Annotated in this window: 14 protein-coding genes and 1 tRNA gene; 3 read left to right on the top strand and 12 right to left on the bottom strand. The window is 67.8% G+C overall.

Going from position 1 to position 24,269, the window contains the following annotated elements; translation table 11 throughout:
• Positions 1-15 precede the first annotated feature (15 nt).
• From tssE to LZ199_RS42715, 11 genes are all read right to left on the bottom strand, one after another.
• On the bottom strand, positions 16-411 hold the full coding sequence (gene tssE / locus LZ199_RS42765) for a type VI secretion system baseplate subunit TssE (RefSeq protein WP_253999587.1): 396 nt from the start codon (positions 409-411) through the stop codon (positions 16-18).
• An 80-nt stretch (positions 412-491) separates the two neighbouring features.
• The gene (gene tssD / locus LZ199_RS42760) at positions 492-983 is read right to left on the bottom strand and encodes a type VI secretion system tube protein TssD (protein WP_253999586.1); all 492 of its coding nucleotides are present in this window, start codon (positions 981-983) and stop codon (positions 492-494) included.
• Between the two features lie 114 nt (positions 984-1,097).
• Positions 1,098-2,582 (bottom strand): type VI secretion system contractile sheath large subunit, encoded by a 1,485-nt coding sequence (tssC, locus tag LZ199_RS42755; protein WP_253999585.1) that lies wholly within the window; start codon positions 2,580-2,582, stop codon positions 1,098-1,100.
• A gap of 25 nt (positions 2,583-2,607) precedes the next feature.
• Entirely contained in the window at positions 2,608-3,102 is a 495-nt protein-coding gene (gene tssB, locus LZ199_RS42750; RefSeq protein ID WP_253999584.1) for a type VI secretion system contractile sheath small subunit, read from the bottom strand.
• A gap of 83 nt (positions 3,103-3,185) precedes the next feature.
• A complete protein-coding gene (tssA, locus tag LZ199_RS42745) occupies positions 3,186-5,051 on the bottom strand; it encodes a type VI secretion system protein TssA (RefSeq protein WP_253999583.1) in 1,866 nt (621 codons plus the stop codon).
• A 21-nt stretch (positions 5,052-5,072) separates the two neighbouring features.
• Positions 5,073-6,008, bottom strand: a complete 936-nt coding sequence (gene tagF / locus LZ199_RS42740; protein ID WP_253999582.1) for a type VI secretion system-associated protein TagF — start codon at positions 6,006-6,008, stop codon at positions 5,073-5,075.
• Positions 6,008-9,721 (bottom strand): type VI secretion system membrane subunit TssM, encoded by a 3,714-nt coding sequence (gene tssM, locus LZ199_RS42735; RefSeq protein WP_253999581.1) that lies wholly within the window; start codon positions 9,719-9,721, stop codon positions 6,008-6,010. Before tssM ends, tagF begins: the two co-directional genes overlap by 1 nt.
• A complete protein-coding gene (locus LZ199_RS42730; RefSeq protein WP_253999580.1) occupies positions 9,718-10,455 on the bottom strand; it encodes a DotU family type IV/VI secretion system protein in 738 nt (245 codons plus the stop codon). Before LZ199_RS42730 ends, tssM begins: the two co-directional genes overlap by 4 nt.
• A gap of 16 nt (positions 10,456-10,471) precedes the next feature.
• Entirely contained in the window at positions 10,472-11,839 is a 1,368-nt protein-coding gene (gene tssK, locus LZ199_RS42725) for a type VI secretion system baseplate subunit TssK (protein ID WP_253999579.1), read from the bottom strand.
• A complete protein-coding gene (tssJ, locus tag LZ199_RS42720) occupies positions 11,836-12,396 on the bottom strand; it encodes a type VI secretion system lipoprotein TssJ (protein ID WP_255203841.1) in 561 nt (186 codons plus the stop codon). The genes tssK and tssJ overlap by 4 nt, the downstream gene beginning before the upstream one ends.
• Positions 12,397-12,596: 200 nt before the next feature.
• Positions 12,597-14,861 (bottom strand): type VI secretion system Vgr family protein, encoded by a 2,265-nt coding sequence (locus LZ199_RS42715; RefSeq protein WP_253999578.1) that lies wholly within the window; start codon positions 14,859-14,861, stop codon positions 12,597-12,599.
• Positions 14,862-15,119: 258 nt separating this feature from the next.
• Here LZ199_RS42715 and LZ199_RS42710 point away from each other — a divergent pair, with 258 nt between their 5' ends.
• From LZ199_RS42710 to LZ199_RS42700, 3 genes are all read left to right on the top strand, one after another.
• Complete coding sequence (locus LZ199_RS42710) at positions 15,120-17,015, top strand: OmpA family protein (protein ID WP_253999577.1); 1,896 nt, start codon at positions 15,120-15,122, stop codon at positions 17,013-17,015.
• Positions 17,012-22,150: an adventurous gliding motility protein AgmC gene (gene agmC / locus LZ199_RS42705; protein WP_253999576.1), complete on the top strand. Its 5,139-nt coding sequence runs from the start codon at positions 17,012-17,014 to the stop codon at positions 22,148-22,150. The genes LZ199_RS42710 and agmC overlap by 4 nt, the downstream gene beginning before the upstream one ends.
• A 118-nt stretch (positions 22,151-22,268) precedes the next feature.
• Positions 22,269-22,342 (top strand) — tRNA-Arg (locus tag LZ199_RS42700).
• A gap of 988 nt (positions 22,343-23,330) precedes the next feature.
• Here the strand turns inward: LZ199_RS42700 and LZ199_RS42695 are convergent.
• The gene (locus tag LZ199_RS42695; RefSeq protein WP_253999575.1) at positions 23,331-23,681 is read right to left on the bottom strand and encodes a hypothetical protein; all 351 of its coding nucleotides are present in this window, start codon (positions 23,679-23,681) and stop codon (positions 23,331-23,333) included.
• Positions 23,682-24,269: the final 588 nt, after the last annotated feature.

Raw genomic sequence — 24,269 nt, 5'->3', positions numbered from 1 at the left:
CCAACACCCCGCGGCTCACCACAGGTCCACGCGCCCGCCCGGGTTCACCTGCGTATGGAAGCGCACCGTCCCCCGCCGCGAGCGCGTCGCGAGCTGGGCGGTGATGTCGAAGCGCAGCGCCGTCGGATCATCCGGGTCCGGCGCGTGCTGCACCACCACGCTCTTCAGGCGTGGCTCGAACTCCTGGATGGCCCCGCGGATGGACTGCGACATCCGTGGCACCGCCGACGGGTAGGTGTGGATGACGTCGTTCAGGTCCAGGATGCCGAAGTTCGGCGCCGCCACGGACTCACCCTTGCGGGTGTTGAGCAGGGCGCGCAGGTGCTCGGCGATGGACTCCACCACGTCGCCTGGCGTGGCGAGCGTGCCGCGACCCTCGGCGATGCGGGAGAGCAGACCTCTGGAGCCCATGGCGGTGTCGTCTCTTCAGGCCAGCCACCCCGACCGCCCGTGACCGTTGCCGGCCCGGACGGACGGTGGCTGACTGCGCATCAGCGGTTGTCGTTCCAGCTGTCTTCGTGGGTCGCGCCGCCGTCGGTGATGGTCCAGTTGATGGTGTGGTAGACGAACGAGACCTCCTCGAGGGTCGGCTGGTTCGCCTTCGCCGGATCAAACACATCCGGGTTGATCTGCTTGATGGAGCTGATGCGCGCCTTGCTGATGGACACCGTGTAGAACTGCTCGGTGGTGCCGTCGCCGGCCGGCGCCGGGCGGTAGAACTTGAAGGTTCCCTCGACGACCGTGTTCTCCGTCAGGGCCTTCATCAGCAGCGGCGTCGACTTGTCGATGCGCTTGCGGATGACCAGCGGCTCGTACTGGCGACGACCCGTCGCCATGCCAGAGCCCGTCTCCCGCGCGGTGATGACCGACTGCTGATAGGTCAGGCACTCGATGCTGCCTTCGCGCTGCATGCTCGTCTGGGTGCTACTGCCCTTGATGTCCTGCCCGTTTGCCTTCAGGAACAAGTGGACTGATTCGGCCATGCATCAACCTCGTTGCAATGCGCGTCGTGCGCGCGGGAAGCCCAGGCTCACCGTGAGCCCGGGGGTGCGGCCTGCAGGATAGCTGAACTGAATGACACCAGGTGAAGGTCCCTGCTACTCCTTGTCCAACTTGCCAACCAAGGACAGGGTGAACGACGCGCCCATGTACTTGAAGTGCGGGCGCACCTGCAGGCTGCAGCGGTACCAGCCCGGCTGACCGTCCACGTCCTCGACGACGACGCGCGCGGCCTTCAGCGGACGGCGCGAGCGCACGGCGGGCGCGGGGTCATCCATGTCGGAGATGTACTGGCTGAGCCATTGATTCAGCTCACGCTCCAGGTCTGACTTCTCCTTCCAGCTGCCAATCTGTTCGCGCTGGAGCACTTTGATGTAGTGCGCGAGGCGCGTCATGATGAACATGTACGGCAGCTGCGTACCCAGACGGTAGTTCGTCTCCGCGACCTTGCCCTCCGGGGTGTTGCCGAAGAACTTGGGCTTCTGGGTGGAGTTGGCGCTGAAGAACGCCGCGTTGTCGGAGTCCTTGCGGAACACGAGGCCGATGAAGCCTTCCTCGGACAGCTCGTACTCGCGCCGCTCGGTGAGCATGACCTCGGTGGGAATCTTGGTCTGGATCTCCCCCATGGCCTCATACTGGTGCAGGGGCAGGTTCTCCACAGCGCCGCCGGACTGGGGACCGATGATGTTCGGGCTCCAGCGGAACTTGGCGAAGGAGTCCGCCACGCGCGACGTCAGCGCGACGGAGGCATAGCCCCACAGGTACTTCTCGTGGCTGCCGACGACGTCCTCGGTGAAGTTGAAGGCCTTCACGGGCACCGTCTTCTCGCCATAGGGCAGCCGGAGCAGGAAGCGCGGCAGCGCCAGGCCCACGTAGCGCGCGTCCTCGCTCTCGCGGAACGAGTGCCAGCGCGCGTACTGCGGCCCCTCGAACAGGGACTTGAGGTCCTTGAGGTCCGGCAGCTTCACGAAGCTGGGCTCGCCGAAGGTCTCCGGCGCGGTGTTGGCGATGAACGGCGCGTGCGCCATGGCGGCCACCGACGCGCACTTGCGCAGCAGGTCGATGTCCTGCGGGCCCACGCCGAAGTCGTAGTTGGCGGAGATGATGCCGTAGGGCTTGCCACCGAAGACACCGTACTCGTTGGAGTACACCAGCTTGTACAGGCCGCTCTTCACGACTTCGGGCGCGTCCTCGAAGTCCTTCTGCAGGTCTTCCTTGGAGACGTTGAGCATCTCCACGCGGGTGTTCTCGCGGAAGTCCACGCGGTCCACCAGGAACCGCAGCGAGCGCCAGGACGACTCCAGCTTCTGGAACTCGGTGGCGTGGAGGATTTCATTCACCTGCGACGACAGGCGCTTGTCGATTTCGGCGATCATCGCGTCGACGAGCGCCTTGTCCACGCGCTCCTCGGAGCGGTTGGGCGCGAGCATCTCCGTGATGAAGGCCTGCACGCCGCGCTTGGCGACGTCGTAACCCTCATCCTTGGGCTTGAGCTTCGCCTCGGAGAGGATTTCGTCGAGCAGGGACAGCGAGGCATCGGCGCCGGCAACCGGCGACTTCTGGGTCAGGGTCTCGGTAGGCATGGTGTCTTCTGTTCCCCGTCAGCGGTTACTTGGACTTTTCCTCGAGCCCCAGTTCCTTGATGAGCGCCTTGCGGCCCTCTTCGTCGGCCAGGAGTGCCTGAAGCTTCTTGCGGAACGCGGGAAGGTTGCCCAGGGGCCCCTTGAGGGCGGTGAGCGCGCTTCTCAACTCCAGGAGCTTCTTGAGCTCGGGAACCTGGTTGACGACGCTCTCGGGCGTGAAGTCCGACAGGTTCTTGAACTGGAGCGAGACATTCATCGTCGCGCCCGCTTCGTGGGACAGCTTGTCCGCGGCGGTGAGGGTGACCTTGAGGTTCTGCTGGGCCATCACCTCGTTGAAGTTGCTCTTGTCCACGTTGATGGGCGCGCGCTGCTCCAGAGGCCGGTCATCCGCCTGGCCCGTGAAGTCCCCCATCATCAGGACCTTCAGGGGCAGCTCCACCTGCTCCTGCGCATTGCCGGTGGCGGGCTTGTAGACGATGTTGACGCGCTCGGTAGGGGCGACGGAACTCTCTTTGCTCATCTGCGGCTCTCTCCTTGAGACCTACGTAGAAATGCGCGGGCGTCGCATGGGGGGAGGCTTCGCCGCGGAACAACCTGGTGACGTCAGGGGCCGACGACGCGGAGCGCGGCGGAAGAATCCAACCGCGCTAGACGACGATAGCGGTTTCGAACTTTCACTGCCAACCGTCCCCCCTCCTTTTCCTCGACGGTGCGGGTGGCGAGCCAACCCTCGAGACAAGCCGCCGCCAACGAAGGCTCCCACACGTCCAACGCATGAGCGGAAACCTCGTCGTCGAGCGTGTCGAAAAGAGCGCGCGCCAGCGCAAGTTGTCCGGCTTGCGCACACAAGCGCGCCAGGGTGAGCCGGGCGACGAAGCGCGCGCGGCCCGTGCCCGCGGCGGCCACGTCCGCCTGGAGTCCGGCGACCAGCTCCTGAACGCGGCCCTCCGCCAGCAGCGCTTGCGTCTGCTCTTCGCCAAGAGGCTGGGCCTGGGTGGAGTCCGCGTCGGGTGACAGCGGGGGCAGGTGGATGCCTGTCGCCTGGGTGCGGGCCGGGGAGGTCTGAGGGGAGCGGGGAGCCGCCTGAAGGACCTCGGCGCGCAACCAGACGCGGGTGTCCTCGTCGGTGAGGGGCGAGCCGTCAGCCGCGAGCAAGTCCTCCACGCCCGGCATGCGGCGAAGCTGCACGCGCAGCTCTCGCACCAGCGCGGCGCGGGCGGCGGTGTGGGTTTCTCCCAGTCCCTTGAGCGCGGCGGCGCTGAAGCGGTGCGGGCTCAAGCAGAAGCGGTGCTGGACGACGGCGGACTCGGACTCGTCGAGCAGCTCGCTCCAGCGCTGGTGGGCCTCCAGCTTCTCCAGCTTGGTGCGCAGCGAGTCCGGTGGCGGCTGAAGTGTCGTGCGGCCGTTGGTTCCCGTGACGGGAGGCCGTGCCAGGTGCAGCCACACCCCGGTGCGCAAGAGCCGGTAGGAGACGGGGTCGGCGTGGCTCGCGTGGCGCAGCGCGCTCGCGGCGCTCAGAAGCGCGGCGCCGACGTTGCGCAGGAAGTCAGTGACGGCCTCGGTGCTGGAGAGGTCCGGCTGCGCGGGAAGGGCGGGCAGCGGAGGCACGACGACGTTGCTTGAAGCGGGGCCCTGCGGGCTCGCTCCACGGGGGGCCGCCGAAGGCTGGGCACCGTTGTGAGGGGACGCGGGGCGTGACGGCTGCGCGGCCTTCGGGGATGCGGGCCGCGTGCTCGACGGCGCCTCGGTCTTCGGGGCTGTGTGAGTGTTCACCGGCGACGGAGCTTCGGTGTTCGCGGGAGCGGAGGCGGGGCTCGTGGCCGGCTCCTGGCCCGTCGCGGTCGGCGTGTCGTCCACGGGCCCGGTGGGGGCGGCGTCTGGTGCGGGTGCCTCGGGGAGTGGCTCGGGCAGGCCGGCGCGCAGTCGTGCGATGGCCTCCTGAATCGGACCGAAGGCGGGAGCCTGGTCCGCGAAGCGCTCACGCGACAGGGTGGACAGGCGCTTGATGGCGAAGGCCAACGCGTCGAGCGACTCGGCGCTCACGCTGGCCTGGTCCAGACCAGGCAGCAGCCTGCCCAGCCGCTCCACGAACCAGCCCACGGCGTTCGCGCGCGCGCGCAGTCGCTTCAGCTCCGGAAAGAGGTCGGGCCAGAAGCGCTCCGTCACCTCCGCGAGCAGGGCCGCGCCCGTAGCGGCGCCGTCCATGCCTCGGGTGACATAGAGGCCGTAGGCCAGATACGAGGCGAGCCAGAGGTCCTTGGTGGTGCCCTTGAGCAGTTCGTCCGCGCCGCGCACGACTTCGTCCCAGCGCACGGCGTTGCTGGCGGGGGACTCCAGCTTCGCCACCTCCGCGGTGATGGCCTCGTAGGCCGGCTCATGCTTCGCCTGCGTGCCGGCGGGCGCGGTGCCGGGCACGGGCTCCAGCCAGGGACGGGCGCGCTCACGGAGCTCTTCGAGGGTGGGAGGCATGGTGCGAGGCTTCGGGTGCTTTCAGCGCGACAGCGCGCGCAGGAGCTGGTCGAGGGTGGTGGAGGGGGAGTCGATGACCTGGCGCGCGGAGGCCGTCAGGCCCTTGCGCGCGTTGTCGATGGCGGCGGGACGTTCGGTGCGCAGCGGCCACACCTGGGCGCCGGGGCGGCCGGGCTGGGCGAGCGCGAGGAAGACGGAGGGCGACGCGGAGCCCAGGCTCAAGAGCAGCCGGGGCTTGTCTCCCTCGGACCAGAAGAAGGACGGCGGCTGGTGCGGCCAGCGCAAGAGGCGTGAGGACAGCTCCAGCCACGCCACCGGGCCCACGCGCGCCGTCAACGGACAGTCCAGCACCACGCCCGCGGCGGACTGCTCTCGTCCGCGCTCACCGATGCATGCGGTGAGGAAGGTGTGCAGCGCGTAGTACTGACCTCCGGTGGGCGAGCCCTCCGTCAGGGGACCCAGGAGGTCGGCGAGGTGGTGCTCGGCGAGGATGCTGTCGCGCAGCCGCTCGGCCACGCTGAAGTCACCCGGGCCGGGAACGGGCAGCGCCGTGGTGCGCTCGGTGAGCTGCGGCACGTCCAGCTCCGCCGCGGCTCGGGCCAGGGCTCCGGCCGCGCGAAGGAAGGGCTGATAGGCCTCGGGCGTCAGCGCGAAGCGGGGCGCGGTGCTGGCTGAAGGGACCTCGGTGAAGACGGCCAGCGGAAACGCGCGGCCCACGCTGTCCACGCTGGGCGCCATCAGCCCCACCAGCGCCTGCTTCTGGCCGGGGGCGGTGAAGACGAAGTGCGCGGGCTCCGAGGGCAGGTCCATCCGCGCCTTGCGCGCGCGCTCCACGCCGGCCTCCATCCACGCGTAGAGGTGGAGGGCCAGCGGCGTGGAGGCGTTGAACCGGATGAACTCCGCCTGGCGCGGCGTCTTTCCCAACAGGCCGATACGAGGGGGTTGCTGCACCGCCATCAGGGGGCCCCGCCCGCGGCCACGGCCTCCGGCTCACAGCCCTTGCCGCTGGTCGCGATGCCCATGGGGACCTTCATGCCGGGGTCCCGGAAGATGCCCATCAGCTTGGACGTGTTGCCCGCCAGCCCGAAGAACGGGTTGGTGGTGCGCTCCGGCCGGAAGTCGATGGAGACCTGCGCGCCGTCGATTTCATCGATGTCCCACGTCGCCGTGAAGTAGCGCCCGTCCGGGCTGGGTTCGATCTTCTTCACGCGCTCGAGCAGCCGGAACAGACCCCAGTCACCCTCCTCGTCCTGCACGGACTCGGTGGCGCCATCCACGCTCTGCACGACGAGGCGCGCGCCGAGCTTGCCGGCCTGGCCGGGCCAGATCATCGGCTTCCACAGCGTGTCGGGACCGTTGCGGTACACCTCGTCGGTGCCGTCGAGCGTGAAGACGATGGAGGAGATGCGCGACGCGGCGCCGTCGAGGGAGACGCCGGGGCGGATGCGCACCTGGAAGCGCACCAGTGGATCCACCATGCCCGCCGACTCGCCGCCCGGGAACAGGGTGGCGGCGAGCGCCTGGGTCTTCTCCAGGAAGGAGAGCAGCTCGGGACGGTAGTGCGCGCCGGCGGAGGAGGTGAAGTCCCACTTGCGGCCCGTGGCGACGAGATGGTCGCTGAGCTGCTCCTTGATGAACTTGCGCAGCACCCCGTTGTCGGGCCGCAGGAACTCCGCGACCTCGAGCAGCGGCGCATCCTTCTGCGAGCCGGGGCTGAACGGGTACATGTCCTTGAAGGCCCGGTTGAAGGGGACGGCCACCTGCTCACACCACAGCTTGCTCTTCTGCTGGGCCCGACCCTGGTCGACGATGATGATGGTGTCCTTGAAGGGAGGCATCAGCAGGCGCTCGAAGATGGCGATGTTGTCCGTCTGCTTGCGGATGAGCATCTCCACATAGCTGCGCGCGGCGAAGGTCTTCTTCGTCAGCTCCGAGCCCTCCGCAGGCTTGTCCTTCGACGCGAGCATCGCCGTGTGCACGGTGACGAGCTGCTCCTCGTATTCAACGAGCGCCGTCAGCGTCTCCTCGCCGTCGTCCGTCTTGTAGCGCTCCGTGGTGAACCGGATGATGGACGCGAACTCGCGCGCCACGTCCCGGGCAAGAATCTCCTCTTCGCCGGAAGGCGCGCGGGGGTTGAGCTTCTCCCGGGGCTTCTCGGGGACGGGGGCGTTGCCGGCGCCGAAGAGCCCCTTGACGGACTCCGTCAGCTTGTTCGTGTTCGTGGCTTCGATTTTGGGAGCCCGTCGCTCGAGCTGGACGTTGTTGACGATGGAGGTGAACAGCCGGCTGTAGGGCTTGGGCGTGCCGCGCGTCAGGTTGGTGAGCAGGTCCTCCAACTGGATGTTGTCCATGGGCGCCGCCACCTTGATGGCGTTGAGGAAGTCCTTCCACTCCTGGATGTAGCTGGAGAAGTAGAGCGTGCGCAGCGCCCGCCGCGACGCATCCACGTCCGTGGTGACGTCCCTGTCCAGCACCCACGCGTCCTGGTCCGAGAAGGCCGACTCGAGCTGCTGCTTCACCTCGTTCTCGTAGGCGTCGCGGGTGAAGGCGCCTCGCACCGCCATGTTGGAGCTGAACTGCGGCACCGCGCCCATCAGCTGCTCCAGCGTGACATCCTGGTACTGCACGCGCGTGGTCTCCACGATGCGCGCGAGCTCCAGCTTCTCCAGGGGCACCTTGATGAGCGCACGGCGCGCGCCCACGATGATGGCGTGCTCCCGGGGGAAGGCGATGCGCTCCGCGCGCGCGGGCTTCTGCTCGTCGGGCAGGGACTGCTCGGCGCCCAGCATCTTGATGAAGGTGGTGGCGTGGGTGGCCACCGTCCCCTCATCCAGGGCACTGCCGCGTACGCCCGCCCAGTGCTCGACAATCTGACGCACGAGCCACCGGCGCTGCGTCTCGTCCAGCTCCGGCTCCTTCGGGTCCCTGGGCGTCGTCACCAGCAGGTACATCTTCAGGTCGTCGACGTACTGCTTGAAGTCGGAGGAGCTCCGCGCATGCTCTTTGGGGTCCCTGCGCGCGAGCATGTCCGGGTTGCGCGCGAAGTTCTCCAGCCGCTGCTGGATGAGCTCGAACTGCTTGCCCAGCAGCACGCGGCGCAGGGCGGTGTTGTAGAACTGGCGCGCCTGCGGCAGCAGCTTGTGGCCCTGGTAGAGGCCGAAGCGCATCCACACCGGGGCGCCTTCCTCCTCGTGCCGGGTCAGCTCCTCCAGGCGCTTGCTGAGCGGCAGCAGGTCCTCCACGCGGCGCACGTCGTCGCGCGGGTCCAGGTTCACATCGGTGATGGCCTTGGTGACCGCCTCCGCCAGGAAGCGGTTCTGGAAATAGGAGAGGGTGGGCATGGACAGCAGCAGCGCCGTGGCCGCCAGCGCCGCGCCCGCCAGCACCATGCTCTGCCGGCGCACGCGCGCTTCCTCCAGCGAGCTGCGCACCGCCATCTGCTGGTCCTGGAACATCACCTTCGTGAAGACGTCCCAGAGGAAGTAGCTGCGCCCCTCGGTGGACGCGCCGTCCGTCTGCGGCCGGCCGTTGGTGGTGCCGAACAGCTCGCCCGCGGACGGGGACACCTTGTCCACCGCGCGCACGTCCTGCGTGCCGCTGTTGAAGTACAGGCCGCGGAAGACGGGGGTGTCCTGGAACACGTTCTCCAGGAACAGCGGCTGGAGGAACTCGGCCAGGTTCTTCCGGAGCGCGTCGAAGCGCTGTGGGAAGCCGTAGATGTTCTCGCGCGTCTCCAGCCGGCGCTCCTGGCCCAGCCGCCTGAGCGAGCGCTGCTCCAGCACGGAGAGCATCTCGTCGAAGCGCTCGCGGAACAGGTCCGTGCTGGCGTCCTTCTGATGCTCCAGCGGCACGGTGAAGCCCCAGACCTGTCCGCGCTCCACGCGAGTCAAGTCGGAGAACATCTCCACGAAGCCCGGCAGCAAGTCACACTTGGTGACCATCACGTAGACGGGCACCAGCATCTTCAGCCGGCCGGTGATTTCGTCCAGGCGCTCGCGGATGGTCTGACCCATCTCGCCCACCGCCTGCGGGTCCGCCGTCATCAGCTCGCTGACGCTGATGGCGACGATGAGGCCGTTGATGGGGCGGCTGGGGCGGTGCTTCACCACCGTGTCCAGGAAGGCCATCCACTCCGGACGGTCCTCCTCCGCGCTGGTGTAGCGGCCCGCCGTGTCGAGGATGACGGCCTCGTTGGTGAGCCACCAGTCGCAGTTGCGCGTGCCACCCACGCCGCGCACGCCGCCGCGCGCGGAGAGGTAGGGGAACTTCAGGCCGGAGTTGCGCAGCGCGGTGCTCTTGCCCGCGCCCGGAGGGCCGACGATGAGGTACCAGGGCAGCACCGCCAGCGCGTCCTTGCCGCCGCGCGCCAGCTTGGACGCCTTGAGCGCGCCCACCGCCTTGGTGAACTCGTCCTGCATCGCCTTGATTTCGGGCTGCAGGTCCGGCCGCACGGTGGCGGCCTGCTCTTCACCCTGGGCCGCGAGCGCGCCCTCCAGCTTCTTGGCGGCGCGGCGCGCGCGGATGCGTTTGACAATCCACACCACACCCATGGCCAACAGGCCCGCGAGCGCGGCGACGATGGCGGCCTGGGGCGGGGTGAACTCCAGGTAGGTCATCAGCGCGAACATGGGCGCGCCGATGCCCAGCAGCGGTAGCAGGTAGGCCATCATTGCGTGCCTCCCGGGTTGGCGGCTTCGCCGACCTGCGGCGGAGCCAGCGTGCCGGCGACGTTCTTGGCGGCGTGCAGCTCGACGCGGCTCGACAGCTCGTCCACCTTGTCCTTCAGGAAGAACTGCAGCACGCCGTAGAAGAGCACCGCCACCGCCAGCGAGCCCGCGGACAGGGCCAACACGGGCGTCTTCCTGCGCTTGGAGAGCAGCGAGTCGGTGGGGCGCTCACCGTGCGGCGACAGCACGTCGAAGTCGAAGGGCCGCGCGCGCTCCAGGTCCTTCTTCACCGTGTCGATGAGCGTCATCAGCTCCAGCTCGCCGCCGCGGATGCGGTAGCGCCCCTGGAAGCCGAAGAGCATGCACAGGTAGTAGACCTGGAGGACCTCGGCGCGGTGCGGGTCCTTGCGCACCAGGTCCAGCCTGGCGAAGAAGCCGTCGCCCGCGATGTTCTCGTTGAAGTAGTGCAGCTGCAGCGGGTTGGTCATCCAGAACTGCCGGTACTCCTCCGGCCGGCTGAGGACGACCTCGTCGATGAGCGCCACCATGGCGTAGGCCATGTCCTGGGAGTCCTGGTGACTGAAGCCGAGCACCGCGGCGCGCCGCAGGAGCTCGTCCACCACCCCGCGCAGGCGGTGGTAGAGCGTCTCGGGCGGAGGAATGGCCGCCGCCTCCGAGCCGCGCAGGTGGATGGCGGCGTCGAAACAGTCCTTCGTGGCTTCCGTCACTCGGTCCATGGAAAATCCCTGCGCGTCAGCGATTGGCGGTGGGGACCGCGAGCAGCTCCACGGTCGTTCGGGCCGCGTCGAACGGCTGCGGCAGATAGAGCGCGAGGTTGTGGTCGCGCATCACGTTCTTCCAATAGCCGTCAGTCATCGAGAGGCTGAAGTACACGGTGCCCGGCTGCACCGGGACTTCCGGCGGCGGGCGGTACGTGACGGCCAGCGGCACGCCCGGCGCGGCGGCTCGGACCAGGCCGGGGATGTCGTCCCAGCAGGCCACCTTGGTGAGCTTGGGGAACTGCTCGGCGACGACGCGCTCGGGCAAATCGCTCCTCACCGCCAGCAGGAAGGCGCCGCAGCGCTCCAGCCGCTCGTCCTCCAGCTTGCCGCGGAACATGCCGTCGGTGCCCGCGGAGAGGTCCACCGTGAGGCACTGCTCCAGCGCCACCGAGCGCATCAGCTCCGACAGGCGGCGGAACAGCTCCTCGAACGTCGCTCGCAGGTTGGTGAACTGGAAGGACGGCAGCGTGGTGGGGTCCGCGCTGGCGGAGAAGGTGCACAGCTGGCCCGCGCACTGGACCAGCGTCAGATACAAATCCCGGGGCCGCAGGTTGCCCGCGTCCAGTGCGTGCTGGAGGAAGGGGATGGTGCCGTTGAGGGCGTTGAGCTCCAGGAAGAGCGTCACGTCGCCCGCGGTGAACTCCAGCGCGGACGCGTCCCGGTGGCGGCGGCGCGAGGCGAGCTGGCGCTGCTTGGAGACCATCAGCCGCAAGAGCGTGCGCAATTCGCCCATGATGAACGGCGACGCGTCGATGCGCAGGCAGGGCGGGACGTAGGCGTCCACCACGGCCAGGCTGCCGGACTTGTCGCGCGTCAACTCGAACAGCTTGATGGCCTCGAAGTCGTCGCGCGGCTCGGTGCCGAACAACAGGCGCACGTTGCGCTGGCCGAAGCCCACCTGGGAGATGGACGTGGACGCGGTCAGGTCGCTGATGGGCCGCGTGACGGGCGTGTAGCGCGGGCTGCCGCCAATGCGCTCCCCGCTGCCGTAGCTCTCCACGCCGCTGCGCTCGCGCGGCACGCCCAGGTACACGTCCAGGGTGCGCTGCGCGGGAGGGAAGTAGCCCTCGGCGGGGCGCGCGGAGGGGGCCTCGGCGTCTCCGGACTCGAAGGACACCGTCAGCCCGTCCGGCAGCACGCCGACGAAGTTCGACAGCTGCACCTGGCCGGCGCGCAGGCCCTCCAGGTCCAGCTCCATGGCCACCACGCCCCAGGGATAGGGCTCCAGGGCCCCCAGCCGGTTCTCCAGGAGCTGCTCGTGGTAGAGGTCCTGTTGCTGGAGGTGGTGGGGGCTCATGAACATGCCCTCGGACCACACGACGCGCTGCGCGGACTTCATGCGCCTCTCCGGGGCGACTCTCGGTCGCCGGATTCGGGGTTGTTGTGTTGCTCCGGCGCCACGCTGAGGGGCCGGAACATCAAGTCGATTTGATAGCCCTGGAGCCGGTAGCGGAAGACCTCGTCGTCCTCCTTCGGCGGCCCCTGGTCTCCCGCGGGACGCTCCACGCAGCGCGACTCCGGCACCACGGGCAAGGTCGCCACCGCGCGCCAGGAGTAACCCAGGGGCTGTCGGAACAGGCCCATGGCGAGCACGAAGCGCGCCTTCGGGTCTCTCTGAATCCAGCGCTTCTCCTGCTTGCCGGGCGCCACGACGACTTCGGCCACCTGCAGCAAGTCTTCCTTCAGCAGCGCCTCGGGCTTGCCCCACAAGTCACGGAAGCCCGCGCGCTCCAGCTTCACGCTGTCCTTGAGCTGGACAATCTGCACCACGGTGGGCAACGAGCGGCCCTTGGAATCCGGATTGAGCTGCTCGGCCGCGTCCACCACCACCTGGAATGGAGGCGGTGTCTCGCAGGCGAAGGGCACGCGTTTCGCGCAGCCCGCTCCCACGCTCAAGGCCAGCGCCTGCGCGGCGACCACACCCCACCGAAGACACCGGCCGGCCACCCCCGCCGCACCGGCGCCAGTGTGTCCTAGCGCCAAATTCCACATTCCTTTTTGAGTGCACGGGCCCGTCGTCGGTTCCGTGCGAAGCGTAAAGTGCCAGACACAGTGGACCGGTTTCAAGCCACCCCCCCGGGTCCGCCTGAAACGATTTAGTTTTCGGAGATTTTGGAGCCCTTGATGATGACGTCGCCGCTGCCGGTGACCTCAATCTTGGCGCCCTTGATGACGACGTCCCCGTTCTTCTTCACCTGCAACGTGGCGGAGCCGACCTTGAGGGTGAACTGCTCCTCGGCGACCAGGGAGATCTCCTTGGCCTGCAGGACGTAGGCGTCCTTGGTGGCGTGGTTGGATTTGCCACCGACGCTGACGATGAGGTCCTTGTCCACCTTCAACATGCGGGACTTGCCAATCTCTTCCGACAGGTCTCCGCCCACCTGCGTGGAGCGGGCGCCCTTGACGGACTCGGACTTCTTGGCGCCGACGACCTCCACCTTGGCGCCGCCCACCTGCTCGGATTTGACGCCGCCGACCAGCTCGTTGAAGGCGGCGCCCACGCTGATGGCGAGCGCTCCGCCCACGGTGAGCATCTTCCCCAGGCCCACCGTCTCCGCCGACGCCATGCTGACCGCCAGGCTCTGGCTGCCGCTGACGCCGATGGACTGGTCACCCTTGATGGACTCGGTGTGGTTGCCGGCCACGGTGGTGGAGCGGTTGCCGGTGACGGCCAGCGACTGGTTGCCGCTGATGGTGCTGTCGTCGTCCTTCTTCACCTCGAGGGACTGATTCCCCTCGATGACGCGCGCGCGGTCCTTCTTCACCAGCAACGTCTCGTTGCCTCGGACCTCCTGCGTCTTGTCGTTCTCCACGACGACGTTGAAGTCCTTCTGCGCGTGCAGATACACGAGCTCCGAGCCGGCCGCGTCCTCGAAGCGCAGCTCGTTGGAGCCGTCGCCGCCGGGGCTGGAGCTGGAGCGCAGGGTGCTCTGCGTCTTGCTGCCGGGCAGGTCGATGGGCGGCGGATTCTGCCCGTTGTAGACGCTGCCGGTGACGAGGGGACGGTCCGGGTCTCCCTCCAGAAACTCCACCACCACTTCATGGCCGATGCGCGGCAGATACAGCGCGCCCCAGCCCGGGCCGGCCCAGGCCTGGCTGACGCGAATCCAGCAGGAGCTCTTGTCGTTGGCCTTGCCCTCGCGGTCCCAGTGGAACTGGACCTTGATGCGGCCATGCTCGTCGGTGTGGATCTCCTCGCCCGCGGGCCCGACGACGCGCGCCGTCTGCGCGCCGGGGATGACGGGGCGGGGCGTCACACGCGCGGGCCGGTAGGGGATGTCCGCGGGCTGGCAGAGGAACTCGTTGCGGTAGCCCTCGCGCGAGCGCAGCGTGGACTGGTCGATGCTCACCGCCTCCGACTGGTGGCCGGTGTGTCGCACGGAGATGGGCAGGTACTTGCGATTGACCGTCGCATCGGGGTGCTCGGCCAGCTCGAAGACATGGCCGGGGCAGATGCGTCGGGAGTAGCTGGCGCCCGTCACCGTCTGGGTGCGCGCGCGCAATTCCTCCAGGCGGACCTGGGCCAGGTTGCGGCCGGGGCCCGGGTCTTCGTAGCGGCCTGGGTAGTCGTAGATCTCCAGCGCCGTCTCGCCGTCGTCGGACTCCGCCTCCGCGCCCAGCATCTGCGCCGGTCGCAGGAAGTTGTAGTCGCGCAGCGCGACGACGCCGGGCTGGACCTCCGTGCGCGCCACCAGTTCGTGCACGTACTCCCGCGCGGCGATCATCTGCGAGCGCTCGCGGAAGACGAGCGTGGGCTCACCCTGCATGGAGGGATTGGCCGACGCGCCGTCGCCCAGCACCATCATGTGTGAGCTCTCGGCGTGCTCGAAGAAGTAGAAGATGCCTTCCTCCTCGAGCAGCCGCGAGACGAAGTCCAGGTCCGACTCGCGGTACTGCACGCAGTAGTCGCGCACGGGATAGGTGCCGGTGAGGGCCAGGCGGTGCTCCACCTTGGCCTCGTCCAGGACCTTGTGGACGATCTGCGGAACGGTCAGCTCCTGGAAGATGCGGCTCTTGCGGCGGTGGCGCAGCGTCCACAGGCGCGGGACGACGGTGACGCGGTAGCGGCGGCGCTCGGGGCCACTGCCTTCGTCCCAGCGAGTCATTCGCGAGACGACGCCCTGGAAGAGGCGGGCGGTGCCGTCACCGAGCATCACCGTCAGGCGCGCGTCCTTGCCGAGCAGCAGCTTCTCCTCCACCTCCAGGTCGGGCCGGACGGCGAGGGCGACCTCGACGGTGTAGGGCTGGGAGAGCGTCTCTTCGGCCTCGAAGCCGAGCACCGCCAGCTCCGCGGCCGTGAAGGAACCTGCCTCGAACTCGAACTCGGCCTGGTTCGCGAGCAACGCGGCGTTCGCGATCATCAGAGTGCCCCCGGCGCCAGACCCCGCGCGAGCCGCGGGGAGGTGAGTGATGCGCCAGCATGCCACGAATTGACCGGGCGTGAATCCCTGGCCCGAGATTTCAGTGGCAGCGTTGTCACGGAGCTCGCGAGCCGGAGGACCCGTCGGGTGCGGGCTGGCGAGAGCGGGGGCGCATCTGGTGTAGAGTCAACGCGGGGGGCCGGCTTGAAACGTGGGGCGGCTCCGGGATACCCACACGCCCATTCATCCGGGAGAATCATGAGACGAAGCAGGCTGCTGCGAGGCGTCCTCGCGTTCGCGTTCGTGCTGGCGTCCGCGAGCGCTGGAGCCCAGGACGACGCGCCCCCCGCTCCCAATGCGTCGCCCCTGCGAGGCTTCGACCTGGAGCGGCTGGAGCTGAATCCTGGCGCGGAAGGCTCGCTGCTCGTGGGCCTGGGTGAGCTGCTCCCGATGGGGGATTTCCGAGCGACGGTGGCGATGCAGTACGCCCACGAGCCGCTGGTCTACATGAACACAGGAAAGAAGCTCGCCGTCGTGGGCAGCCGCGCGACGGCGCACCTGGCCGCGGCCTATGCGCCCTTGAGCTGGTTGCAGGTGGGGCTTCAGGTCCCGCTGGTGGCGTTTCAGGGTGGCAACAGCACCGGGTTGGCGGGTGCGGGCATCCCGGAGCCGCGCGCGCAGACGCTCTCCACGCCGTCGCTGAGCGGTCGGGTGGGGCTCCTGACGCAGGAGTCCTCGGGCATCCTGGACCTCGCGGCGGAGCTGGGAGTGGGCGTACCGCTGGGCAGCGCGGAGGGCTACTCGCGGGATGACGGCTCGGTGAGACTGTCTCCGAAGCTGATGGTGGGGCGGCACTTCGGGCGCATCCGCGCGGGCCTGGAGGTCGGCTACGTGCAGCGGGACAAGATGCTGCTGACCGAGCGCTCGGGCGACCTGGAGGACGAGGTGGGGCAGGAGGTGCGCCTGGGCGCGGCGCTGTCCACGACGGGGAAGCGGCTGCGCTGGGAGCTGAACGTGCGCGCGATGCTGCCGCTGACGAATCAGCCCGGCGCGGTGGAGTTGTTGCCGGGCGCGCGCTACCTGGCGAGTCCGTCGCTGGAGCTCTTCGCCCTGGCGGGCATGGGCGTGGGCTCGGCCCCGGGGACGCCGTTGTTCCGGCTGATGGTGGGCGGCGCGTTCGGCAAGGTGGTGCCGACCCGCGGGCCCGGTGAGTCGTCGGTGCGGTGTGAGCCGGGCCTGGTGCGGACGCTGAAGGACCCCATCCAGGAGTGCCCCGACTCCGACGAGGACGGGGACGGCATCATCAACAGCGTGGACCGCTGTCCGCTGGTGCCTGGAGACGCGGCGCGCGGCGGCTGCTCCGCGAAGGACTCGGATGGCGACGGCATCGAGGACATGCTCGACGAGTGCCCGGACAGGAACGGCCCTCCGGCGCGCAATGGCTGCCCTGTCGAGGACCGGGACAAGGACGAGGTCGAGGACAGCAAGGACAGCTGCCCGGATGACCCGGGACCCGAGGACAACCGCGGCTGCCCCGTGCGTGACTTCGACAAGGACGGCATCGAGAACGACAGCGACGAGTGTCCCAACGAGCCGGGGCCGCCGGAGCGCAAGGGCTGCCCGGAGATGGACTCGGACAAGGACGGCGTGCCCAACCGGCTGGACAGCTGCGTGAAGGACGTGGGCGCGGCGAACAACCTGGGCTGCCCCGCGAATGTGCCGCCGCTGGTGGAGATCAAGTCGGGCCACCTGGAGCTGTTCGAGAAGATCTACTTCGAGGCCTCGGGCGTGGTCATCCAGAGCCGCTCGCTGGAGCAGCTCAACTGGGTGGCGCGCATCGTCAAGGAGCACCCGGAGCTGCCCATGGTGGTGGTGGGCGCGCACACGGACCTGCGCTCGCCGCTGGATGCCAGCCGGCGCTTGTCGCAGGCCCGCGCGGACGCGGTGCGCCAGTACCTCATCAGCAAGGGCGCTCCGGCGGACCGGCTGATGGCCGTGGGCTTCGGGAAGACCAAGCCGAAGGTGACCCCCGAGAACACGTATCAGGACCGCGAAGAGAACCGCCGCATCGAGTTCAAGTTCGTCGACCCGTTGGAGTCGCGAGGGGCGGCTCCAGCGGACGGAGCCGTGAAGCCAGGGGAGGTGCGGCCATGAGAGCGCTGCTGACGAGAGCACTGCTGTGGGGCGTGCTGTTGGTGTGTGGAGCGGCGAGCGCGGAGCCGGACAGGTTCGGGCTGGGTGGAGCCACCGGCGCGGCCAATGACATGACCTTCGCGACCTCGGCGACGGCGTATCTGCCCAACAACCACAAGGCGCTCAGCCAGGATGCGAACAAGGGAGGGACCGTCCTGCGGTTCACGGGGACCTTCACGGGGCTCGCCAACAACGGCCTCCTGATGATCATCCAGTCCACGGGCCTGAGCCCAGTGCCCGCGCGGGGGACGACGACTCCCATTGACCTGTTTGGCAATGGGGCGCCGACCGTGGGGCAGTGGGAGCTGGCGGAGATCCTGTCCTTCGACGCGAACTCGGTGACGCTCACGAGGCCGCTGGCGAACAGCTACAAGTCGCCTGGCGCGCAGATGCTCACGGTGCCTCGCTACCAGAATGTCGTCATCCAGGCTGGCGCCACCGTCACCGCGGCCCCATGGGATGGGAACTCGGGGGGTGTGCTGGCGTTCCTGGCCAGTGGAAGCCTGACCAACAACGGGACGATCCAGGCCTCGGGGTTGGGGCTGCGCGGGGGCGTCTATGCGGCCGACTCGAGCCCGAATTGTGGAGGCGCGGGGGCAGGCAGTGTGGGGCGCAGTGGCGAGGACGTCGTGCCCGCGCAGGCGAACTCCGTGGACAACTCCGCGAATGGCGGAGGCGGCGGCTCATGCAACACCGGTGGAGGCGGAGGCGGAGGCAACGGTGGACCGGGAGGCGTGGGTGGTCGTGGAAGGTCGGGGGGCGACGACATCCCCGGGGGTAAAGGGGGCGTTGCGCTGAGCGGTTCCTCCATGAGCTGGCTCACGTTCGGTGGCGGAGGCGGCAGCGGACACACGCGGGGCTCCGCCACGGGTGGCGCAGGCGGACGAGGCGGAGGCATCGTCTTCATTCGTGCGGCGTCCCTCACGGGAAGCGGGTCCATCCTGGCGAACGGGGAGGACGGGGTGCCGACCGCGGCGACCCTGGTGGGGCATGGTGGTGGCGCCGGAGGCACCCTGCATCTGCGCTTCAAGGGAAGCGGCACGTGCGGTGCGGACAAGGTGAGGGCGGCAGGAGGTGAGGGGGCGGACAGCGACACGAACTCGGGGCCCGGTGGTGGGGGGGGGGGTGGCCGCGTGTTCTTCCAGGCGCAGGGGCTTGCTACCTGCTCTCCCGTCGCACCCGCCGCCCTCGGGGGACTGCAGCCCACCGTCCACAACGGCGCCCAACCTACCTCCACCAGCGTGGTGGATTACGCGGGCACCGTCACGGTCCTGGACTCGGGGTTCGTCGACGCGATTGCCGTGCCGACCTTCGTGAGTCCTCCTGGCCTCGACGCCTGGACGAACAACCCGTTGCTCAGGGGGAAGACGCAGCACGGTTTCTCGGAGGTCCTCTTCTATACGGTGAGCGGAGCGACAGCGCCCTTCACGTATACGCCCCTGAGCAACCGGACCGCTTCGGACAGCCTGAAGGAGTTTGTCTATCCGTACGCCCCCGCGAGCAGCAACAACACGCCGTTTCGCCTGGTGGCTCAAGCCGGATACATGGGGGCCTATAGCGAACTGACTCCCGAGCTGAGGTTCAACTTCGACAACGTCCCGCCGTCGACGACGCTCGCTCCGGACAATGTTCCCCTGGTGTCTCGCTTCACGAGCGCCAAGTTCGACATGACCTCGTCGGAGCCCAACGGCACCTTCCAGTGCGCGTTGGACAATCTGGGGGTCGCGGGCGATGGCGCGTTCGAGTTGTGCACTGCCTCGAAGACCTTCAACAGCCTCACGACGGGTGACTACCGGGTGACGGCCTACGCGGTGGATCGCGCCGGCAACCAGGACCCGTACCCGAAGAGCTACACGTGGAGGGTGGACACCACCCAGCCCAACACGGTCATCACGGCGGGGCCCGTGGCGAGTCCCCCCAACGCTCCCACGAACTCGAAGGTGGCTCACTTCACGTTCTCGGGCGGCACCACGTATCAGTGCTCGCTGGACGGAGTCTCGGCCGTGGCCTGCGGTCCGAGTCAGACGTACACGGGGCTGGCCGAGGGCACACACACGCTGACCGTGACGGCCTACAGCGAGTCGGGAGTCGCTGATCCAACTCCCGCGACACGCACGTGGGTCGTCGACACCGTGGCGCCCGACACGTCGTTCTTCAACCCGCCCGAGTCGCCGAACAATGCGACGACGGTGACCATCGAGTACCGAAGTCCGGACGCCACGGCGACCTTCCAGTGCTCCCTCAACGGGATTGATTTCACGTCGATACCTTGTGACGGAACAGGGACGGGCTCGCGCACCTTCAGCGGGCTGACCTCTGGAACGCGGCAGTTCCACGTCCGCGCCGTGGACCCGGCGGGGAACATCGACCCCTCGCCCGTCAGCCACACGTGGGTCGTGGACCTCGATGCACCCGCGTCCATTGTCATCACCGCTCCCGGCGCGGGGTTTGTGAACACGTCCCGCCCCACGATTGTCGGAACGACGGAACCGGGAGCTCGCGTGGCGGTCACCGTGACGCCCTCGGATCCAGGGCCGACCCAGACCTTGAACGCCGTGGCGGGACCTTCTGGTGCCTGGAGCGTGGTTCCCGCCGTGCTCTCCGACGGGAGCTACACGCTCCGCGCGGTGGCCACCGATGCGGCCGAGAACACGCGACAGTCCTCGGACGTCATCATCACGGTGGACACGCTGCCGCCTTCGCGGCCCGTGCTCGCGCCCAGCATCCAGGGCAGGTACTTCACGTCGATGCCCATCAGCTTGAGTGGCACGCTGGAGTCGACGGTGGGGCTCGCGCCCGGCACCGAGGTCACTGTCTACGTGGATGACTCCGTGGTGTTGGGGCCCACCCCCGTGGATGCCCAGGGTGGGTGGAGCGTGTCGTTCACCCCGTCGCCCCTGCAGGATGGTTTCCACTGGGTCCGGGCCATGACGACGGACCCCGCGGACAACGTCAGCGCGTTCTCCGCCACGCTCACGTTCCATGTGGACCTGAGTGATCCAGCGGTGCCCACCATCGACAACCCGGGGGCCTACCTCACCACGCGCTATCCGACCCTGAGTGGCACCGCGGAGGTGGGGACCTCGCTGCAGGTCTTTTTCGGACCGTCGCCGGAACCCGTCACGGTGAGCGTGGGCCCGAATGGACGATGGACCTACCTGCGCACCACGCCGCTGAACGAGGGCCCCTACACCGCGGTGTTCGTCCGCTCGACGGACGCGGCGGCGCGAGTCACGGATTCCGCTTCGGTGTCGTTCATCGTGGATGTGACGAAGCCGGAGACGACCATCATCGAGGCTCCGCCGCTTCGTGATGGTGCCACCACGGTGCCCTTCCGGCTCGCGCGTCCGGAAGCCCTGACCTATGAGTGCCGACACATCTTCGAGACAGAAGACGAGGAGCCGGGCCAGCCCGAGGACGACGAACTGGAATTCACCCCGTGCGAGCTGCCTCCTCCGGGGCCAGGGGTGGATGCGAGCTACATCCAGAAGTCCAACCTGAGTGACGGCACGCAGACGCTGTTGATTCGCGCCGTGGACCTGGCGGGCAACCGGGACGACTCGCCAGCGTCCCACACGTGGAGCATCAGCACCGGACCCGTGGATACGGACATTCTCTCCGGGCCGGATGGCGTGGGTGGGCCCATCAGCACCAAGACAGCGGTCTTCCGGCTGTGGTCCAACAAGGGCCTGGTCCCGTTCGAGTGCAAGCTGGACTCGGCCGCCGTGTTCACTCCGTGCCCCAAGAACCTGGAGGAGCCACCGGACACGGCTCGTTACGAGAACCTGGCGGAAGGCAATCACACGCTCTCGGTTCGCGCGGTCTTCGCGGAGGAGCCGGACACCACTCCGAAGAGCCGCTCGTGGACGGTGGATACCGTGGCGCCGCAGCCGCCGGTCGTCAGCGGGCCTCGCGCGGACCGACCCACCAGCCTGCGCAAGCCCACCATCCAGGGTGAGACGTTGGAGCCGGGACTCGTCACCGTCTTCATCAACGACATCCAGGTGGGGACGGTGGAAATCGAAGGACTGACGTGGCTCTTCACGCCCACGGTGGAGCTGAGCAACGGCTCGCACGACATCCGGGCCACGGTGTCCGACAGGGCAGGCAACGTCAGCGACTCCTCGCCGCCCTACACCATCACCGTGGATGCAGTGCCTCCCGTGGCGACCATCCTGACGGGGCCCGAGGGGTGGCTCACCACCGCCAGCTTCACCTTCACCTTCGAGGCCTCCGAGCCGCTGGAGCGCTTCGAGTGCGCACTCGACGGCCTGCCGGAGTACGTGCCGTGCGTGTCGCCGCACACGGGGACCGTGGACAGCACCAACGAGAATCACACGATGTTGATTCGCGCGAAGGACATCGCGGGCAACTTCTCCACGGTGCTGTCGTGGGCGTGGAAGGTCGACACCACGATGCCGAACACCACCATCGAAACCGAGGTGGCCAGTCTGACGAACTCCCCGGAAGCCGCCTTCACGTTCAGGTCGAATGAGAGCAACGTGACCTATTCCTGCAGCTTCAACGGGTCGCCCTTCGAGAGCTGCAATGCGACGGGCTACCGCAGGACGGGGTTGGGCAACGCGGACAGGGAGGTCGAGGAGTACACGCTGGAGGTGCGGGCGAAGGATCAGGCGGGCAACGAGGACTCGACGCCCGAGAAGTTCACCTGGAAGGTGGACCTGAAGGCCCCCGTGGCGCCCGTGCTGTCGGTTCCCAGGGCGAACGACATCCTGTCGGTGCGGACGCCCACCTTCCAGGGCGACGCGGAGGAGGGGTCTACGGTCTCCATCCAGGTGGATGGGGCGGAGATCGGCACCGTGCAGGCGGACGCGAGCGGTGATTGGCGCTTCGTTCCGCGCAACGAGCTGGACTACGGCAGCCATACGGTGACGCTGGTCGCGAAGGATGCCGCGGGGAACTCGTCGGTGCAGTCCTCCCTCGTCAACTTCGTGCTGGACCCGTCGCTGGAGATTGACGCCCGAGGCGGAGGCTTGAGCTGTGCCTCGGCGGGCGGGGGAGGGAGCACGTCGCTCGTCCTCCTGGCCCTGGGGGGCCTGGCCCTGTGGGTGGGCAGGCGCCGTCGGGTGAGCTGAAGCTCCTGGGCGGGCGGGGGAGCCCCTGGGTGGGGTGTTCTCCCGTCAGCCCTGGGTGGAATGCGGGCTTGCGTCGGCCGGGGAGTTCGGCTACTTGTCCCCTCGTAGCAGCGGTTCTGCGCGATTAGCTCAGCTGGATAGAGCGTTGGCCTCCGGAGCCAAAGGCCACAGGTTCGAATCCTGTATCGCGCGTCGTCGCAAGCGGTTGATGCGACTCCGGAACGTGGTGCCCGGGAGGGCGGTGAACAGCTCCTCCCGGGTTGCCCTTCGGACCTGCTCCCCCTCTTCAATCCCCTGACGACGCCTCCCTCGCTCTTCTGAGGAGTGTTCCCGCGTTGGGTCGGCATCGGTGAACGTCCGGCCGTTGGCTCCGGAGGCCAAAGGCCCCACGTTGCTGCCAATCCGAACGGGTGCGACCGTGGCCTCGGCGCGATGTCAGGCGTCTACAGTGGAGCTTCCAACTCAGACGCAGAACCACCGATTGGGAGAGGTGGATGAGCACTGGCACCAGGATGGAGTGCCCGCGTCGCAGCAATTCACCCGGGCACCCGCTGGCCCACAGGAGCGGAATTCGTAGTTGGAGCAGGCAGGAAGTCCCGAGGCGCAGGTAGGGGTACTGGGGCAGGCGTAGAAGGTCCCATCGCACGTCACTCCTGAGTAGTCCGTCGAAGAGCACGTCGCGGTGCCGGATGGACAAGACAGGCTGCCGTTCGAGCAGATCGCGGTACAGGAGGCGAGTTCGGAGGTGCCTTCGGTGAGGGGCTCGCCTGCGACTTCTTTTTCAGGGGGAGGACCCCCGCAGGCCATCAATGAAAAACCCACGCATGCCGCCATCACGACCAAGCTGTTCTTCATTGGGTTACCCCCAGGTTCGGATTGAAAGCTCCTCCCGGAGGACCGCCCCCCGGATGGAGCGCGCAACAGCATCGTCTGGACCTTGCCTGGGATGGCCCTGGTAGATCCTGTGCCCCGTGACGGTCCGTATGGACAGGACCTGGAGCAAGGTATCATCAGTCAGAAGCCCCCATGACAGTGCCGCGGTGGCCGTTCCACCTATACCTGCCAGTGCCGTCAGGGGTTGAAGCGCACGCAAAGATCGCCTCATCGATGCACCACTCGACACTGGTCACGTGAGCGGAGCCAGGTGATGATTGCCGTTCGCATTCGGGACTCCTTAAATTCACGGCTCGCCGGAGGAGTCAGGGTTGTAAGACTTGTAGGGCTGCTCGATACAGCCTCCTACCGTGAATGCTCCGATGCTGCCGCGTGCGCACTGCTCAATGCGACCGTCATGATCGACGTCGCGAATGCCAGCCGAGCCTTCTGCGCCAAGCCCAAACGCTGCGCCAAGAGTCAGGCTGTTTCCTCCGTGGCCCAGATTGACTTCGCCTCCAACGATTGTCGCGGTGGCTCCGGCGTTGATACCGACTGAGCCATCAGAGTTTCGGATTCCGAGATTGGCACGAGCAGTGAATATCTCGCCTCGAAGCGCGTTGACGCCATCCGCAGTGGCGAAGCCAGTGCGTGCCATCCCTCCCTGAACCTCATTCTGCCAGCCGATACGGCCGCCAGCGCTAAAGAGATCGGCCTCAAAGCCAGTTTTTTCATCGCGGCCCGTGACAAGCGCCGCATGTGCGAAGCCTCCGTTGCTGTCTGTACCGTGAGTGGCCTGCGGACGGGGCCTTGATGTGGGGGGGCGAGGAGCTTCGAAGACGTCTCGGAAGAAGCGAGCGGCTCTATTCGGTGATTGAGGTTGTTCAGCCGCCTCCCTTGCCACTCGCGCGTTGGCGGGGGAGCCAGTTCTCTCGGGCGCATGGGTCGCCCTTGGGAGTACACCCGCCGCGAAGCCTGCTCCAGCTCTTCTGCCAGCACCCGCGATGCTCATGTTCCCCTCGACTCGCGTTGGAGAGAAGTGGCAGAATGTATGAGGTTGAGAAGGGCAGTCAATCCTGTCCGTACTAGTGTTGACGTGCGCACAGAGCCTCTCAGGCCGCAGCGGAACCTGTCAACGTGAATGAGACAGTGAAACTGAGAGATTAGTGCGCAGCTGTCTGTGAGCTGGGGAGCTGCGCGGGGTTGTTTATCCAGACGGCGTTCGGAAGGGCCTGGGGCTTCGGAG

The sequence above is a fragment of the Myxococcus qinghaiensis genome, assembly GCF_024198215.1.
In the GTDB taxonomy this organism is placed as follows: Bacteria; Myxococcota; Myxococcia; order Myxococcales; family Myxococcaceae; genus Myxococcus; species Myxococcus qinghaiensis.
The sequence above is the reverse complement of the archived record's forward strand: the minus strand, read 5'-3'. Positions and strand labels throughout refer to the sequence as shown.